Annotated in this window: 11 protein-coding genes; 6 read left to right on the top strand and 5 right to left on the bottom strand. The window is 67.4% G+C overall.

The genetic code is table 11. From position 1 onward, the window contains the following. Window positions 1-42: 42 nt before the first annotated feature. The 4 genes from BN1555_RS26345 to BN1555_RS26330 form a co-directional block, all read right to left on the bottom strand. Window positions 43-267 carry a hypothetical protein gene (locus BN1555_RS26345; RefSeq protein ID WP_093801692.1) on the bottom strand — a complete coding sequence of 75 codons (225 nt, stop codon included), beginning with the start codon at window positions 265-267 and terminating at the stop codon, window positions 43-45. A 243-nt stretch (window positions 268-510) separates the two neighbouring features. Next, window positions 511-2,202: a TIGR04141 family sporadically distributed protein gene (locus tag BN1555_RS26340; protein ID WP_093801691.1), complete on the bottom strand. Its 1,692-nt coding sequence runs from the start codon at window positions 2,200-2,202 to the stop codon at window positions 511-513. A gap of 104 nt (window positions 2,203-2,306) precedes the next feature. Next, on the bottom strand, window positions 2,307-3,944 hold the full coding sequence (locus BN1555_RS38035; RefSeq protein WP_176710139.1) for an RNase H family protein: 1,638 nt from the start codon (window positions 3,942-3,944) through the stop codon (window positions 2,307-2,309). Between the two features lie 245 nt (window positions 3,945-4,189). Beyond that, the gene (locus tag BN1555_RS26330) at window positions 4,190-4,684 is read right to left on the bottom strand and encodes an Rv1352/Rv1906c domain-containing protein (RefSeq protein ID WP_255306174.1); all 495 of its coding nucleotides are present in this window, start codon (window positions 4,682-4,684) and stop codon (window positions 4,190-4,192) included. Between the two features lie 876 nt (window positions 4,685-5,560). Here BN1555_RS26330 and BN1555_RS40605 point away from each other — a divergent pair. Then, a complete protein-coding gene (locus BN1555_RS40605; RefSeq protein ID WP_255306173.1) occupies window positions 5,561-5,950 on the top strand; it encodes a hypothetical protein in 390 nt (129 codons plus the stop codon). Window positions 5,951-6,163: 213 nt separating this feature from the next. Here BN1555_RS40605 and BN1555_RS40600 read toward each other — a convergent pair whose 3' ends face one another. Beyond that, entirely contained in the window at window positions 6,164-6,613 is a 450-nt protein-coding gene (locus BN1555_RS40600) for a hypothetical protein (protein WP_255306172.1), read from the bottom strand. A 68-nt stretch (window positions 6,614-6,681) separates the two neighbouring features. On the opposite strand from BN1555_RS40600, the gene BN1555_RS40595 reads away from it, so the two are divergent. The 5 genes from BN1555_RS40595 (at window position 6,682) to BN1555_RS26305 (ending at window position 16,608) form a co-directional block, all read left to right on the top strand. After that, the gene (locus tag BN1555_RS40595; RefSeq protein ID WP_255306171.1) at window positions 6,682-7,125 is read left to right on the top strand and encodes a hypothetical protein; all 444 of its coding nucleotides are present in this window, start codon (window positions 6,682-6,684) and stop codon (window positions 7,123-7,125) included. Between the two features lie 58 nt (window positions 7,126-7,183). Further along, the gene (locus BN1555_RS26320) at window positions 7,184-8,776 is read left to right on the top strand and encodes a class I SAM-dependent DNA methyltransferase (protein ID WP_093801689.1); all 1,593 of its coding nucleotides are present in this window, start codon (window positions 7,184-7,186) and stop codon (window positions 8,774-8,776) included. A gap of 112 nt (window positions 8,777-8,888) precedes the next feature. Continuing rightward, entirely contained in the window at window positions 8,889-9,935 is a 1,047-nt protein-coding gene (locus BN1555_RS26315) for a restriction endonuclease subunit S (RefSeq protein ID WP_176710138.1), read from the top strand. Beyond that, window positions 9,932-13,210 carry a type I restriction endonuclease subunit R gene (locus BN1555_RS26310; protein ID WP_093801687.1) on the top strand — a complete coding sequence of 1,093 codons (3,279 nt, stop codon included), beginning with the start codon at window positions 9,932-9,934 and terminating at the stop codon, window positions 13,208-13,210. Before BN1555_RS26315 ends, BN1555_RS26310 begins: the two co-directional genes overlap by 4 nt. A 143-nt stretch (window positions 13,211-13,353) precedes the next feature. Beyond that, the gene (locus tag BN1555_RS26305; protein WP_093801686.1) at window positions 13,354-16,608 is read left to right on the top strand and encodes a hypothetical protein; all 3,255 of its coding nucleotides are present in this window, start codon (window positions 13,354-13,356) and stop codon (window positions 16,606-16,608) included. The last annotated feature ends 57 nt before the right edge of the window (window positions 16,609-16,665 follow it).

Here is a 16,665-nt window from a genome sequence, read left to right as displayed (position 1 = left end):
TCGGTCCCCGGCTCTGCGCTGGAAGGGGCGGGGGATGGTCCGTCAGCGCCCTCCCTGCTGGGCGCGGCGCCGGACCGAAGGCGCGGGCGCCGGTGGCGGGGGCTCGGGGCTGTCCTTCACCAAGTCCAGCAGCCGGAATGCGCGTTCGCTGGTCTCACGGGGTGCGCACAGCGCGGCCAGGAGCAAGACTCCGACAGTGGCCAGTCGGGCGGTGAACAGCACCGCGTCCATGTCGGTGTCCACTGCGTGCTGGTCTGTGGTCTTCATCGGCGTTCTTCCTCTCATTGAGCCGACGCCCGGCACGCCGGGCGTACGGGCTCAGGGTCTACGGTCGTCGAGCGTGAAGGGCCTCGTCGAGGCCACGATCACTCCGTCCGGGCTACGGTTCCGCTGCGGACCCTGGGGCCTGTACAGGGAGCTGCGTGAGGCCGGTCCGTGGTTCTAGCAGCGGAGGGCTGTCACCTTCCGCCAGGGCGCGGTCTGCCGTCGGGTAGATCCCCGGGGCACTGCCTACGCGGCGTCGGCAAGACCGCCGTCAGCGGCCGATCCGGCCGCGCTGATGCCAACGACCTCAAGCGAGACGCCGCGCGCGGCCAGCGCCTTCGCGGTCTGAGCGAGGGTGATCTGGGAGAAACCGAAGAGGGAATCAGGGGTGAGTTCGGCTCCGGTCTTCAGGTGGATGGCGAGGACGAGGCGCTTGGGGAGGAAGTCGTCGGGCAGCGTGTGCCGGCCGTCGCTCGCGATGCGAACGCGCTGGGCGAAGTTCGCGCGGGCGACCGCGGAGTCGTACAGAACCTCGACGGCTACCCGGGCCTGGTTGTAGAGGTGGCTGAGGGCACCGGAACCACGGGCCTGCTTGACGAGGACGAGCGTGTCGTCCTGCGTCAGGAAGTCACAGATCTCGATCTGGTCGCTGGGCTTCGCCGGGTTGGGGATGGTCTTGCAGTCGAGCACAACCCAGTCTTCCCAGCCGACGGTCCGGGCCGTCTTCTTGTTGTAGGGCGTCTCCGACATTCCGCGAGGCCAGGCCGGCAGGACGACAGAAGGAACGGGAGCGAACAGCCGCTGCACCTCGCTGTGGAGGGAGGCCAGGTACGAGGCCCCGAACTCGTACCACTCCCCGTCCAGCAGGCAGAACACGTGGGAGTCGAGGGAGACGGTGGCCTCGATCCAGCGCAGGGTTCCGACGGTGGCGATCACGTCGTCCGGCGCGCTCCGCCTGCGGCGCTCCCGAAGGAGCTTGACGGTGCCGGCCTTGAGGGCTTCGAGGCGGCTCCCTGAGGGGAGATACCGGACGCGGCCGAGCACGTAGCCGAGGTCGAACGCGTCCGACTCGAAGCTCCCGTCGCTGTTGATCCGCGTGCGGTAGGTGGCGGCCTCCGCGTCGTTGCGCAGGTGGTCGAAGGGCACGGTCTCGGCGATACGGCCGTCGGCGGGCAGGCCGAGCTGGTCGTCCAGCGCCCGCTCGAGCTCGGTGAGGACGGTCACGTCCTTGACCGGGACGATGTGCTCGACGAACTCGAGGTCCTGATGCGGCAGGCGTTCGGTGCAGGCGCGGGCGATCTGGCGGATGTCGGAGACCAGGTCCGCCGGCTCGACTCCAAGGGGCAGGCGCAGTCCGCAGCCGCCCAGGACAGTGAATCCTCCGGCCCTGCCCTTGAGGGTCCGCGTGAGCGGGGCGTCGTTGAGGTAGCCGCCGAGACTGCGCACGATCCGGGTGTGATCGCTGAGGCCGAGCGCGGGCACGGGAGCACCGTTGGGAACAAGAGAGATGTCCGTGCGGGCCTGACCGAGAATTCCGGAGACGGCACCGCGGACGAGAGTCGGGTCGATCTCCCGGATCGCGAAGGACAGGCCGAACCGCTTGTCCTTGAGCCGCTCGGGGATGAGCCGGTACCCCTGGTCACAGCCGATGGCGTACACCTGGCCGTCGACGGCGAGCAGCAGCAAGGCGGCGGTGCGACGTACAGCCTCGGTGACGGGGATGCCGGTGGTGCGGGCCATCTGCTCGCACCAGCCGGCCTCATCCTGCTCCATGCCGCAGGTGAGGTAGACCGCCGGCACTCCGAGGCCGTCCGGCGTGTGCAGTTCCGCGCCGAGTGCGCTCAGGTAGTCGTGATCAAGGGCGTCGTACATGGCTTCCCTGGTGGGGGCCACGCCGTGAAGCCGGTAAAGAGTGCGCGAGACGGTGGTGGGTGCCATGAGGGGCCTCCGGAGTGTTGAGGGCGCGTGAAACGCATGCGGTGGACAAGAGATCGGGCCTTACGAGGAGAACGCGGTGGAAGGAGACGGCCGGGAGGGTAGGTTCAGGCCGCGGTGACGGTCGGGGCGTTGGGCAGCTTCCTGACTGCATCGTCGATGGCACGCCGGGCGGTGCGCTCCGCGATGCGGCCGGTCGCCCGGCGCAGAGCGAGGTTGGCGAGGGTGTCGGCGGTCTCGTTGAGTTCGTGGCCTATGTGGCCCTTGAGCCAGCGGACGTCGACGCGTCCGGCGTGCGGGAGGAGCCGTTCGAGAAGGCTGCCGCTTTCGGGGAAGAGCAGGGCCCGGTGTGCGGGGTCGGGCGATCCCTCGGCGAGGGCCGTGTGGAGGCAGGTGACGGCCTGCTTGCTGTCGCACAGGACGACGACCTGCGCTTCGTCGTCCACGTGCAGGGACGAGAGCGCCGCTTCACAGATGCCAATGATCTCGGCTTCGCCGCTGCTGGCGGCCATGGAGATGCCGAGGCCGGTGGTACCGTCCTCGGCGGCCCAGCCGTATCCGCACACGGCGGAGTCTTCTCCGAGAGCGGCGTCGGCGACCACGACGCGGACACCGGGCGGCAGGTCGGCGAGGAGCGCGTACCGGTCGTCGGCTTCGGGAAGGGGCGAAGCCGTGTCCGTGTCCTCCACGGCAGGCGGAACGTCCTCCTCCCCTGCCTCCTTCGGCGGGTCCGCCAAAACCAGCGTGCCGACGAGTGCGGTGTGGCATCGCGGGCAGTTCGCAGGGCGGTCCGCGCATCCAACCTGATGGGCTTGGACCGCCTCCTGTACCGCCGATATCACCTCGGGCCGGAGGTCGGCCATCAGCGCGTATGCCGTGACGTGCGCTGCGGTGATCTTGGCGCCGAGGTCACCGATCGATGCCAGGCGCCGAATCCGGCAGGAGAGCCGGAAGGTCAGGTACTTGGCCTCTCGTGCTCGGCAAGCCAGCACGGCCAGGTCCTCGTACGCGTCCTCCAGGGCGTCGAGTGTCCCGTGGCGCGCGTGGGGCGGGCGGACGAGGGCGCGGAGTTCCGCCTGCGCGATCGCGTAGCGGCCCCAGGCGAGGGCCGCGGAGGCGAGCCGGTGCCATCGTTCGACGACCGCGTCGTGAGCGAGCCTGCCGTCCTCCTGCTCCCGCGCGTCCCGCAGTAGGGCGGCGACGAAGACCGCGTCGTCGCACTCGACCAGTTCTCTTACCGGGGCCGGGACTTCGCCGGTGAGGACACCGTGCTCGCGGGCCCACGCGCCAGCAGCGCCAGTGGGCACGCTGAGGACCGATTCAGGGAGCCTGAGGTTGGCGCAGGCGGTCCGCAGGCAGTCCTGGTGGACGGAGGGCAGTACCACTCGGGTGACGCGGACGTCCAGTCGCTCCGGGGGGCGGCTCAGCACGGCGTGTGCTTGCCCGCGCACTCGGCCGCAGACGGCTTCGGCTTCGCGGCGGGCCGCGGCCAGCCTGCGGGCTTCCCGTCGCAGCGGTCGCAGGCGATCGGACGGGCCGGGCCCGAGTTCCGCCCGCCGTACCGCGCCGCGGGCCCGGGTGTACGCGTGGGTGAGCGCGACGGCGATCGGCTCGGCGAGACCGGGGTCAGCCAGCGTTTCCAGCGTCACCGCGTCCGCGGTGCCGTTCATGCGCCGCAGCACTGCCTCTTGGAGAGCCGTGAAGTCGTCGGCCAGGTGCTGCGCGAGGCTCTTGGTTCGGACCATGGCACACATTCCTTTCAGGTCGGGCGATCAGCGGGGTGCGGGAGACAGGCGGAAGGACGAGGTTCGAATCGAGAGCGGAGAACGGGGGCGGCAGGCGGAGGACGGGTGTGCGAAGTCGGGCATCCGGCCATCTGCGGTTGGAGAAAGCGGAATTGAGTCGTCCGCATTTGTCGCGCACTGCTCGCCGGAAGCGAGCGCCGTCGAAGACGGCGGCGGCGACGGGGACCACGAAAGGGCGTGCAGCGTCATCCGACGCGCGTCCACTCCTGGCACATCTTGGTCTGGAAGTACTCGCCCTTGTTGAGCGTCACCCGCCCGGGGCCGCTCAGGTTGTTGTTGGCGATGATCGCGTCGAACTCGCCGCTGGCGTCCATGAGGCGGGCCCAGTAGCAGCCGAAGTCACCGGAGGGGCCGGCGCTCTTGTACGTCCCGGCCTTGACGTCCTCGCCGACCAGGTACTCGCCTTCGCCGCTGACGCTGGTCGCGGGGCCGGCCGGCTCCGCGGTGACGGTCTCCACTACGGTCTCGGTGACCGCCGGAGCGGCTTCCGCCTCTGCTGTCTCGGTCACCGTCACGGCGGGCACCGGCGAGGCGCCGGTGGAGCCGGGAGCAGCCTTCGCTCCCGATTCGCCCTGCCCACCTATCCCGGCCCCGATCAGGAGCGAAACGAGGGCTGTCGCTCCGTATGTGAGCCACGCCTTGCGACGGCTCGCCTTCATCGGCGCGCCCGGCACGTCCATGAAGCCGGGGCCTGGGTCGGGCCAGGCTGCTGAGGGAGCGGGGGAAGGTCATGTCGGTCTCCAGGTCTGCCAGTTCGGTGCCGGACTCGCATGAGGCCGGTGTCCCAATCGATGTCGTCGTGCTGACAGGGACCAAAGTGGCAGAACTCAAGGCACACGATGCCCCGGAAAGCTGATAACCCGGGTTATCAGATCTCTAAAATTGAATGAGTGATTCCGCAAGTACTGTGTGCAGAGTTCTGAGGTGCCGCATCCGCGAAGGGTGTCGGGAGCGTCCATGAGGAGGGAGCGGAGCGAAATGACCGGTGCGCATGGAGCGGCTGCTCCCATCCTGCCGGAGGTTATGTCCGGGCGGATCAGTTACGCGGAAATCGGAACACTCGCGCAGGTCAAGCGGCCCGTCGTCACCACCTGGGCCCGCCGGCACGCCGACTTCCCGCAGCCCGTAGGTAACGAGGGCGGCAGTCCGGTCTTCGACGGTCGTGCTGTCGTCGAATGGCTCCTGACCACTGGCCGGGGCAACACCGACGCTCGCCAGCTCCGGGCCGAACTGGCTCTGCACACCCTGTCCTCCTGGTGCCGGCGAATGCCCGCCAGGACGATGCTCGACGGAGTGACGGCGCTGATCCACCTGCGGCACGAACTGGACGAGCCCCTGGCCGGTCTCGGCTGGGACGCGCTCCTACAACGGGCCGACGAAATCGACTTCGAGGACACGTACATCCGCCGGGAGGTATTCGCGCTCACCGCCGACGACGCGGCCGGGCCAGCTCTCTCAGGCCTCGCCGACGAGCTCATCGAAGCGGCCTACTCCCCGCCGAGGCCGTCGAGTGGGTCATGGAGGCCCGCCGCCGGCTGGGCTGTCACGACCTCGCCATGGACGAGCCTGCATCCGCCGTCACCACGACTCTGGCCCGTCTCTCCGGCATCGCCGCTCTGGACGAGGACGCGGAGGACTTCATCGTCGCCGTTCCCTACGCGAACAGCGGCGACCTCCTGGTAGCCCTGCACGCGCAGACCGACCCCGAGGTTCGCCCCTTCTTCCTGGCCGCCGAACCCACCCAGGACTTCGCCCGTCTCGCGCGGCGCCGCATGCTCGTCCGCGGCGTCCAGGAGTACGAGCTGGACATGGCCGACGGTCAGCACCTGGCGACCGACGACTGGGGGTACCCCGCGTCATCGTCTGCGTCCTTCCCTACGGGGCGGCCGAGGCACGGAGCCCGCTCGCCGTTCTCCAGCAGGTCCAGGACCTCACCGATCTGCTGACCGACCACTGCGCGGCCGTCGTCCTCGGCCCTTCCGACGCTCTCGTCCACGCGCTCCCCTGCGGGAGGAGGCCGACCGCCTGCGGCGCTCCTTTCTCACCGAGGGCCTCCTCAAGGCTGCCGTCAGCCTCCCCGAGGGCGCTATCCCATACCGTCCCGCCTACCGCACAGCGATCTGGGTCCTATGCCGTACGCCGAAGGACGAGCGGCGCGGTCAGATCCTGCTCGCCGACCTCTCCTCGAAGCCGCTCACGGCGCCCTCCCTGGACGCCCTGGTCGAGGACCTCGACATCTTCCGCACCGCTGGTTGGAGAGCCGACGGACGCCACGAGCCCCGCAACGGCGAGATCCTCGCCGCGACCGAACTCCGTGATCGGCCCGGCACCGCCTTCGCCCCCAGCACCGCACGGCCGCCCGTCGCTATACGCGCGCGGTCGTGGAGCGTCCGGCCCGTATCTCGGACCTGGAACTGCGTCTGGCCCAGCTCGCCGACAAGACGCGCCTCGAACTCTCCCTCACGGCCGAGCTCAAGGCGCACGCCGTCCTGCGTCCCGAGGAGCGTCCCTTCCGGCGCACGAGTGTGTCGGTCCTCGTCAAGCAGCGACGTCTGCGTCGGCTGCCCGGTCACCGCATCGCCCCCAAGCATCTGACCGTCGACGGCCACTACGCCGTGCTGACCCCGACGAGATCACCGGCTTCGGCGCCGGAGGAGCCCGCCGTATCGATCGCGGGGTGCTCCTCACCGCCTACGAGCACGCCGAGTTCACCCAGCCCGGCGACGTGGTGGTCACAGCCACCCCGTCGTTCGGCGCGTGCGTGGACGAGGAGGGCCTATCGGTGGTCGCCTTCCCGGCGCGCGTGCTGCGGGTACGACCCGACGCCGAGCGCCCCGTACGGCCGCGCGTGCTCGCAGCGCTACTCCGGGCCGCTGCGGCGGAATACGCGCGGGTAGGCGGCGCGGTCCGGGCGGCCCGCCGCTTAGAAGACTTCCCCATCCCCGACCTCGACCAGGAGGAAGCCGACCGGTACGAGGCCCTCCTCGCCGAGATCGGCCGCCGCACTACCCTGCTCCGGCAGCAGACCGCGGCTCTGGACGACCTCGCCGCGCTGACCGCCGCCGGCCTCACCGACGGCACCCTTACGCTCATCGAACCGCCCGCATCCTTCCGTTCCTGACCTCTCTCAAGGAGACCCGAGACCCCATGCCCCCCGGCAGAAGAAGCCCGTCGACCAGGTGGAACTGTTCACCGCCTCGACCGCGAAAGAGATCCAGGCCATCCTCTGGAAGGCGGCCGACAAGCTGCGCGGCTCCATGGACGCCGCCCAGTACAAGGAGTTCGTCCTCGGCCTGATCTTCCTCAAGTACATCTCCGACGCCTTCGACGAGCGCCGCGAGCAGCTCGCCAAGGAGCTCGCTGACGACGGGATCTCCGAGGACCGCCTCGCGGAGTTCCTGGAGGACCAGGACGAGTACACCGGCCACAATGTCTTCTGGGTCCCCGAGACCGCCCGCTGGTCTTGGATCGCGGCCAATGCCAAGAGCAAGGGCGTCGGTCTCCTCCTCGACGAGGCCATGGACGTCATCATGCGAGCGAATCCCTCGCTGACCGCCGTCCTCCCGAAGATCTTCAACCGGGACAACGTCGACCAGAAGCGGCTGGCCGAGCTCGTCGACCTCATCAGCGACGCCCGCTTCGGCGGCGGCAACGACGACAAGCCGGCCCAGGACGTGCTCGGCGAGGTCTACGAGTACTTCCTCGGTAACTTCGCCCGCGCGGAGGGCAAGCGCGGCGGTGAGTTCTACACGCCGAGCAGCGTGGTCCGTCTCATCGTCGAGATCCTGGAACCGTACGAGGGCCGGGTGTACGACCCGGCCTGCGGCTCCGGCGGCATGTTCGTCCAGGCCGGCAAATTTATCGAGGCGCACCGCGGTCGCGGCCACAAGTCCGACATCGCGGTCTACGGCCAGGAGCTCAACGAGCGCACCTGGCGCCTGGCCAAGATGAACCTCGCCATCCACGGCATCGATGGGGACCTCTCCACCCGCTGGGGCGACACCTTCGACCAGGACCGGCACCCGGACCTCAAGGCCGACTTCGTTATGGCCAATCCCCCGTTCAATATCAAGGACTGGTCGCGAAACGAGAACGACCCGCGCTGGAAGTACGGGGTGCCGCCGAAGGGCAACGCGAACTACGCGTGGCTCCAGCACATCCTCAGCAAGCTCGGTGAGCGCGGTACGGGTGGCGTCGTCCTCGCGAACGGCTCGATGAGCAGCCAGCAGAGCGGCGAGGGCGAGATCCGCCGGGCGATGATCGAGGCGGACCAGGTGGCGTGCATGGTGGCCCTGCCGTCGCAGCTGTTCCGGACCACCCAGATCCCCGCCTGCCTGTGGTTCCTGGCCAAGGACAAGGGCCCGCAGGGCCCAAAGCGCCTGACCGACCGCCGCGGCGAGATCCTCTTCATCGACGCACGCGGCCTGGGCGAGATGATCGACCGTACCGAGCGCGACCTGACGGCAGCCGACCTCGCGAAGATCGCTGGCACCTATCACGCGTGGCGCGGGACGCAGTCGGCGCGTGAGGAGGGGCTTTCATACGAGGACGAGCCGGGATTCTGCGCCTCGGCGGACCTGGAGACGGTCCGCGAGCACGGGTACGTCCTGACGCCGGGGCGGTACGTGGGCGCGGTCGACGTGGAGGAAGAGGGCGCGGAGGCGGTTGCGGAGAGGATCGCAAAGCTGACGGAGGAGCTGTACGGGCTCTTCGACAAGTCGGACGCGCTGGCGAAGACAGTGCGCGAGCAGCTGGGGAGGGTCAATGTCTGAGTGGCGGAAAGTTTCAGTAGCGGATCTTGCTGCCCCGGGTAAAAATTCTCTAGCTACAGGGCCTTTCGGATCTGCCATCGGGTCTCGCTTCTTCCAGGAGTCAGGAGTTCCGGTGATCCGAGGAAGCAATCTGAGTCTCGATATCGGAAGCCGCTTGATTGATGACGGAATTATTTTCGTTGACGAGAGCAAGGCGGTAGAATTTCCGCGCAGCATCGCACGTAAGGGAGACCTTATTTTTACGTGCTGGGGAACGATCGGACAAATTGGCTTGGTGGACGAAAGGTCTCGGTTTGATCGATACATCGTATCCAACAAGCAGATGAAGCTCACACCGAACCCGCAAACCGTGGACTCACTTTTCCTCTATTATGCCCTGTCAAATCCAAGTGCAGTAGCGCAGGTCCAAGGAGACGCAATCGGGAGCTCGGTTCCGGGATTTAATCTGACTCAGCTGCGAAAAGTTGAGATCTCCTGCCCGTCACTTCCCGAACAGCAGGAAATTGCAAAAATCCTTGGCGCGCTGGACGACAAGATCGCCGTTAACGAGCGCATCGTGGCCACAGGGATGGATTTGGGAGAGGCTCGCTTTTCGCAGGCTTCCTTGATTGCGGAAGAAAGGGTCACGCTCGGCGACGTCATCGAGCTTAAGTATGGTAAATCGCTTCCCGCCACACGCCGCATCGTCGGAGATGTCCCTGTCTTTGGCAGCGGTGGGATTAGCGGCTCCCACAATGAGTCTTTGGTGAAGGGGCCGGGAATTATCGTCGGCCGCAAGGGGACGGTAGGAGCGATCTATTGGTCGGAGTCGGACTTCTTTCCGATTGATACCACATTTTATGTGGTGTGCCGCATGAAGGGGATCTCTATGGAGTATGCGTACTTCGCTCTTAGGGGATTGGGGTTGGAGCACATGAATTCCGATTCGGCCGTACCAGGGCTTAACCGGGACAGGGCGCTAGCTGTTCCTGTAAACCTTCCTGCCGCCGAAGAAATTCAGCGGTTCACTGCCGAAGCGCGCACCCTATTCGAGCTGCAATGCACACGCGAGGGTGAAAACCGCAACCTCGCTACCCTCCGCGACACGCTCCTCCCCCAGCTCATGTCCGGCCGCCTCCGCGTCAAGGACGCCGAGAAGATTGTCGAGGACCAGGTATGACAGGACACGGTGAGCACGACCACGGCACGGACAACTTCCGCTTCCGTCCGCTCGAAATCGACTGGGAGCATCTCGCACTCGAAGAGCTGCTGGAGCTCGACTGGCCGAAGGCCGAAGGCAACGAGCTTGCCCCCGGTTCCGGTCACCGCGCGTCCTGGGACGACCTGATCCTGTACTCCGATCTCCGCGAGGCGATCGAACGGCTGAATCCCGCCCTCTCCCCCGACGCCGTGCGCGACGCCGTGGCGACCACCGCGACGCCGGCCTCCCAGGACGCGTACGAGGAGAACCGGACCGCACACGGCTTCCTGACCGGCGGCATTCGCTCCGTCACGTACGTCGACGCCCTCGGAGCCGAGCACAACCCGACGATCCGTATCGTCGACCTCGACGACGCGGACGCTAACACCTACCGCGCCGTCCGCCAGGTCACCGTCATCGACGGCGAGCGCAACCGTCGCTTCGACCTCGTTCTCTACATCAACGGCCTGCCGCTCGCCGTGATCGAGCTGAAGCGGGCCGGCGACGAGGACGCCACCCTCGAAACCGCGCACGCGCAGATCAGCCGGTACGCCGAGGAGTTCCCGACCGCGTTCCGGTACAACGCGGTGGTCCTCCTCTCAGACGGGATAACCGCCAAGTACGGCACCCCCTTCACGCCGTACGAGCACTTCGCCCCGTGGAACACCGACGAGTTCGGGGCCCGCGTGGAGACGCTGGAGAGCGACGGCCTGGCCGAGACGGGTCAGTCCCTCGCGCTGCACGGGCTCTTCGCCCAGCCCAGGTTCCTCTTGCTCGTGAAGTCCTTCATCAACTTCGTGCCCGCCAAGCGCATGAAGCGGATCGCCAAGCCCCACCAGTACTTCGCGGTCACCCGCGCCGCCGGCGCCGTCCGCGACGCCGCGGCCAGTGACGGCAGGGCAGGCGTGGTCTGGCACACCCAGGGCTCGGGCAAGTCCGAGGAGATGGTGCTGACGACGAACCTCGTCAGCCGGGATCCCCTCCTGCACAACCCCACCGTCGTGGTCATCACCGACCGGAACGACCTCGACGACCAGCTGTACTCCACCTTCCTGGAGAGCGAGGTCCTGCCCGAGGCCCCGCGGCAGATCACCACCCGTGCCGAGCTGCGCGAGGAACTCGCCGCCAAGCGCACCGGCGGCATCCTCTTCACCACGCTCCAGAAATTCGGCAGGACCAAGCAGGAGAAGGAGTCGGGAACCGACCACCCACTCCTCTCCGACCGGCGCAACATTGTCGTCGTCGTAGACGAGGCCCACCGCAGCCACTACGACAACCTCGACGGCTACGCCCGCCACCTGCGCGACGCGGTCCCGCACGCCACGCTCCTCGCCTTCACTGGCACCCCGATCTCCGAAGCCGACCGCGACACCCGCGATGTCTTCGGCGACTACATCGACGTGTACGACCTCAAGCGGGCCGCCGACGACGGCGCGACCGTGAAGGTCTACCACGAGAGCCGCGTCGTCCAGCTCGTACTCGACCGGGACGTCGATCCCACCACCATCGACGCTGAGGCCGACCGCATCACCGACGGCCTGGACGACACCGAGCGCCAGCGCGTCGAGCAGCTCGTCGCCACGATGAACGCGATGTACGGCGCGCCGGCCCGTATCCGCGATCTGACCGCCGACCTGGTCGAGCACTGGGAGGCACGCCGCGAGCGCATGAAGGCGTTCGTCGGGGTGTCCGAGGAGCCCGGCGGCGCGGCCGGCAAGGCGATGATCGTCTGTGCCACCCGTGACATCTGCGTCAGCGTGTACGACGCCCTGCGCGAGCTGCGGCCCGAATGGCACAGCGATGAGGTCGACAAGGGCTCCATGAAGATCGTCTTCTCCTCGGACTCCCGCAAGGACCCCGAACGCCTGCGCACGCACGCCCTGCGCGGATCCCAGCGGAAGGCCGTCATCAACCGGGCCAAGGACCCCGACGACACGCTGGAACTCCTCATCGTCAACAACATGCTCCTGACCGGCTTCGACGCACCGCCGATCCACACCATGTATCTGGACCGTCCGCTCAAGGGCGCCAACCTGATGCAGGCCCTGGCCCGGGTCAACCGGCGCTTCCGCTCGAAGCAGGACGGCCTCCTCGTCGGCTACGCCCCGCTCACCGAGAACCTCCAGCGGGCGATCGCCGAGTACTCCGAGCCCGACCAGGAAGACCGGACACTCGGTCAGGACATCGACCGGGCGCTGGACGAGCTGCGCAACGAGTACGAGATCCTCGACGGCATCCTGCACGGCTGGGACTGGCGCGGCCGTCTGGCCAAGCCCTCGCAGCGGGCGTTCATCGAAGCGGCGCTCAGCACCGCGAACCACCTCCGCGACCCGCGCACTCCTGGCAACAATCCGGAGACGCTCGACAACCCCAACGAGACCCTGAGCCGCCGCTTCCGCGAGCACGCCCACCGCCTGGAGCGCTTCTTCGCGCTCGCCGGCTCCTCCGCCGACATCGGCTCTCGGTTCCCGGACCAGCCGCAGTGGAAGCGCGACATCCAGTTCCTCGTCGAGGTCCGCGCCTACATGGCCAAGCTCGACGCCATGGACCGCGAGGCGCGCGGCCTGCCGGTGGCCCGCGACGTAGCCCTGTACCTCGCCCAGCTGACCTCGGCCGTCGTCGAGACCGGCGGAGTGACCGACCTCTTCGCCGAGGCCGGCCTGGAGACGGCCGACCTGACCCACCTCAACGACGCCCTCGTCGCTCAGCTCCAGAAGAGCGACACGCCTCACCTGGCCGCCGAAGCGCTGCGTCGCCTCGTCGAGCAGAAGATGCGCGAGGTCACCCGGCACAACGTCGTCCGGCAGACCGCGTTCTCCGACCGCCTCCAAGACCTCATGGTCAAGTACATGCGGCAGCAGCTCACCAGCGCGGAAATCATCGCCAAGCTGGTCGAGATGGCCAAGGAGATCGCGAACGACGCAAAGCGCGGCGACCAGTTCGACCCCCGCCTGAGCAACGACGAACTCGCTTTCTACGACGCCGTTGCCGACCTCGGCTCCGCGCGTGAGCTGATGGGCGACGAGGTCCTCTCCGGCATTGCCCGCGATCTCGTCGTGCAGATTCGCAAAAACCTCAAGCCCGACTGGATCGCCCGCGAGCCGGTCCGCGCCAAGCTCCGGAGCACCATCAAGCGCCTCCTGGCCAGGCACGGCTACCCGCCGGCTCAGGCCCCCGCGGCCATCGACCTCGTCCTGAAGCAGATGGAGCACTTCGCCAACGAGTGGGCCGCCGACGGAAACGCCGGCGCCTGACCTCCTGGCCGACGCGCCCGTCCATCGTTGAGTCCGCCGACGGGACCGGGTGGTACGGACTTCACGACGCCGTACCACCCGTGCTCTCGCGACGACCGCCCTGATCTCCACGAACCGCACGAGCTGCCGCCGGAGGAACGCAGATGCCCCAGATCGACACCCGACTCATACAGACCGCGGTCATGGGCGGCAAGGACGGCGATCGCCCCGTGATCCTCCCTGAGGAGGCACACAACCTCGACGAGTTCCGCCGTCAGTACGGCCAGACGAACTTCTGGTGCGGCACGCTCCTGGGTGGCTGCGGCGAGAAGCTGATGACCAAGAGGTACGAGACCAAGGTCTGCCACTTCGCCCACCACCCGGACCGCTACGGCACCAGCGCCGAGTGCCACAGGACCTCCGAAGGTGCCGACGGCGCCGACCACTTGTTCATCAAGCAGCACGTGAAGGACTGGCTCACCGGACAGGGCCACGCTGCCGAAGCATCTCTCCGCACCCTCGGCACGGGACCTGGCGACGCCGTCGATTTCTGGCTGCGGGCCACGGAGCAACACCTGCGCTTCGAGCTCCGGCCCGAGGACTACCGGAGCTGGCGCAAGGCCGCTGAGAGCCTGGGTGCCCGCGAAGGACATGTGGAGTGGGTCTTCGGACCGGAGAACACAATCACCCACGACATGGTCGCGCGCCAGGGATACGCGCTGCGGGTGCGATGTGAGACAAAGGGCACCGATCGGCGGGTTCTCATCGGGACCATCACCGCGGACCGGCCGGTCGTGTGGGACCCTCTCGCCACGTGCCGGATGACCAGGGACGGCATTGTGACCCCGGCCCTGGAGAATCTGCGTTCCGCCGGAAAGATACGCATTGGCGGTATGCGCAACGCCCCGCTCCCCACGAGTCTTCCCATGACCGCAGCCCAAATCGTTTTCGCTGTCGACGGCGAGGCAGCGGAACCGACGGATTCACCGTTCGAGGAGAAGGGCCGCCGTCTCTACGCCGGTTACTTGAAGCCCACCGCCAAACGGATCATCCGAGGGCTGCTCTCGCTCCCCGCCGACACGCCACCGCCGTCCGACGACTTCGTCTACCAGCTCTCCGGTGCCGTACGCCTCCTGCTCACCGACCCCATCGGAACCGCGCAGGCCTACTGGGCGGTCCGAGCCGACGTGGTAACGCAGCTGAACGGCCTGGACGCGGAGCGCACCGGATTGTGGCGCCCGAGCGTCGCGCTCGACGCGCCCGTCTCTGCGCCCGCCCCCGCGCAGCGGCAAGCCAGCGAGAGGAGGCCCCCTGCCGCCTCCGCACCACAAATAAGAGGTGTACGCAGTCGGCAGGCGACGGCTCTCCGTAAGGGGTTAGTCATGGTCGCACGCAGGGGCGGTACGACCACGTGGCAACAACTCGCCCAACGGATCGACCCTGGGCTGCGTCATCTCTCTGACAACTCACTGCGCAATCTGCTCGTGGAAGCAGATCACCCGGTGAGCGAGAACGCGGTGCCCTTGAGCGTACTGGTCCTGGCACCCGGGGGGCAGAAGAAGTTGCCTTACCTAAGTGCGGTTCTACGGGCCCTCGGTATTGATGCCCCTGTGTCTGAAGCCGAGCTTCAGCGATGGAGTACGGAAGCGATCCGCCGAATCCATACCTCCTACGAGCAACGCAACACCTCGCCCCTGAACGCGGAATCTCCCCCCGGCTCCCCCATGATCACGCGTCCGCCGAATGAAGCCAATCGGGAAGACGCGAGCCAGAAGATGCGGCTCCTGCGCGAGAAGATCGAGGAGGTGCGCCAAATCGCAGCTCGTGGGGAAGGAGATCGGGCCGCACGCCTCACCACTTCCCTCAAAGCGGGGGCGGCCCATCTCCATCACTACACCGACGCCTGCAAGGACGCCCACGCACTCCGCCGATGGCGCGAGACCAGCAGGCAGTTGCTGCGCAATCTTGAAGACTTGGTCGGCCAAGGCCCTGAGCTTCAGGCTTCAGCTGTTCATCCTCCTACTCCCTCACCGTCTGCCGCCCCTCACCCACCGGAGCGGCCCGAGCCTCCTCCGACCGAACATCTCGAGGCAGGGCACAGCACGGATCAGTCAGCATCACTCCTGCCGCGAATGAGTGAATCCTTCATCGCAGCCAAGGCGTCCGGGGACATCACCTCTGTACGCCGCTTCGAGCGGGAGGCGATTGCTCTCGCTGGCAGCAAGGCGTCCGCGCAGACGAAACTGCGGGCACGGGTCCTGAGGGACGAGATGCGTACCTGGATCAAGGCACGGGAGTCCGAGGAAGCGCTCGAATCCATGCGCACAGTCTTCGAGACCTTGCCCTCCCCCGGCGATCCCAGAGAAGCGGAGCGGCTCCGGAGCGCCCTGGAGCATGTCAACGCCCTTCGCCGGCTGTCTTCCGAAGCGCTGACACAGGACCTATCAGACAGCTTCAGCGATCTCGAACATCGTTTGCACGCTGCGCAGACGGCTGCGGAGCAATCGGCCCGACCTGCCCCTACGAAGGTAAAAGCAGAGAGGTTGAAGGACAACGGCAGCGATCAGACTGCGGCACTCGCCGATTTCATCTGGCTGGTCAGCGAGATCGAGGCAGCGCGGGAGGCAGACGACCTTGAATCGGTCGAAGCCGCGCGCAGACTCGCTGGCCCGCTGTACGCACGCCACCTCGCTCCGGAGGACCGGGAGCGGTTCACCCCGTTCATGCGAGACGTCAAGGCTTGGTGCGGCGCGCACCGGTCGCGCCCGGAAACCGTTCCCGTACTGAAGATGATCAGACAGTTGTTCACGAAACTGGATATGACCCGTACCACGGCGACGGTGTCGGAGATCAAGCTTGTACTCGACACGGTGCGAGTACTGCAGCACAAGATGAACGCACCCCTACCCTCAGAGGATGAAAAGCGCCTCGTGGGTTGGGAAGCGCGCCTGCGGCAGCGATCGCTGAGAGAGCGAACTGCGGCCCGTCGTGAAGCCGCGCCGGACCGTACGGCCAGACGGCGTCCCGACGCCGTCGCTGGCCAGGCTTCATCGCGGCCAGGACGGTTGTCTCTCGCGGCGATCGAGCGGCTGGCCGCTCCGGCCCGCGAGGTCCTGATGGACGCCGCTCGCGCAGGAGGTGCGGTTCTGACCTGGGGAGACCTGCGAGCGCGGCTGAAGGAGCCGCTGCCCCATCTGCACCCCGATGACCAGGGTGAACTCCTTGTCGCGGTCGACCGGGACACGCCACAGGATGAGCCGTTGCTGACCACGCTCATGGCGAGTGCGGACATCTCGCAGCACTGGCTGTATCCGCACGTCCGGTTCAGCCTCCACCGTCCGCGGATCCCCGAAGAGGAGCTGGCGGCCCACTGGGCGCGGGAGGTCCTGAAACTCCGGCAGATCTGGCGGCATCGGTAGGCCGGGGCCGGAGTGTTCCCCTCTCAGCCACGGGAACGGACTTGGCTCCAGGACGGC

The sequence above is a fragment of the Streptomyces sp. Wb2n-11 genome (genome assembly GCF_001049855.1).
GTDB lineage: Bacteria > Actinomycetota > Actinomycetes > Streptomycetales > Streptomycetaceae > Streptomyces > Streptomyces altiplanensis.
This window is presented reverse-complemented; position numbering and strand designations above follow the sequence as displayed.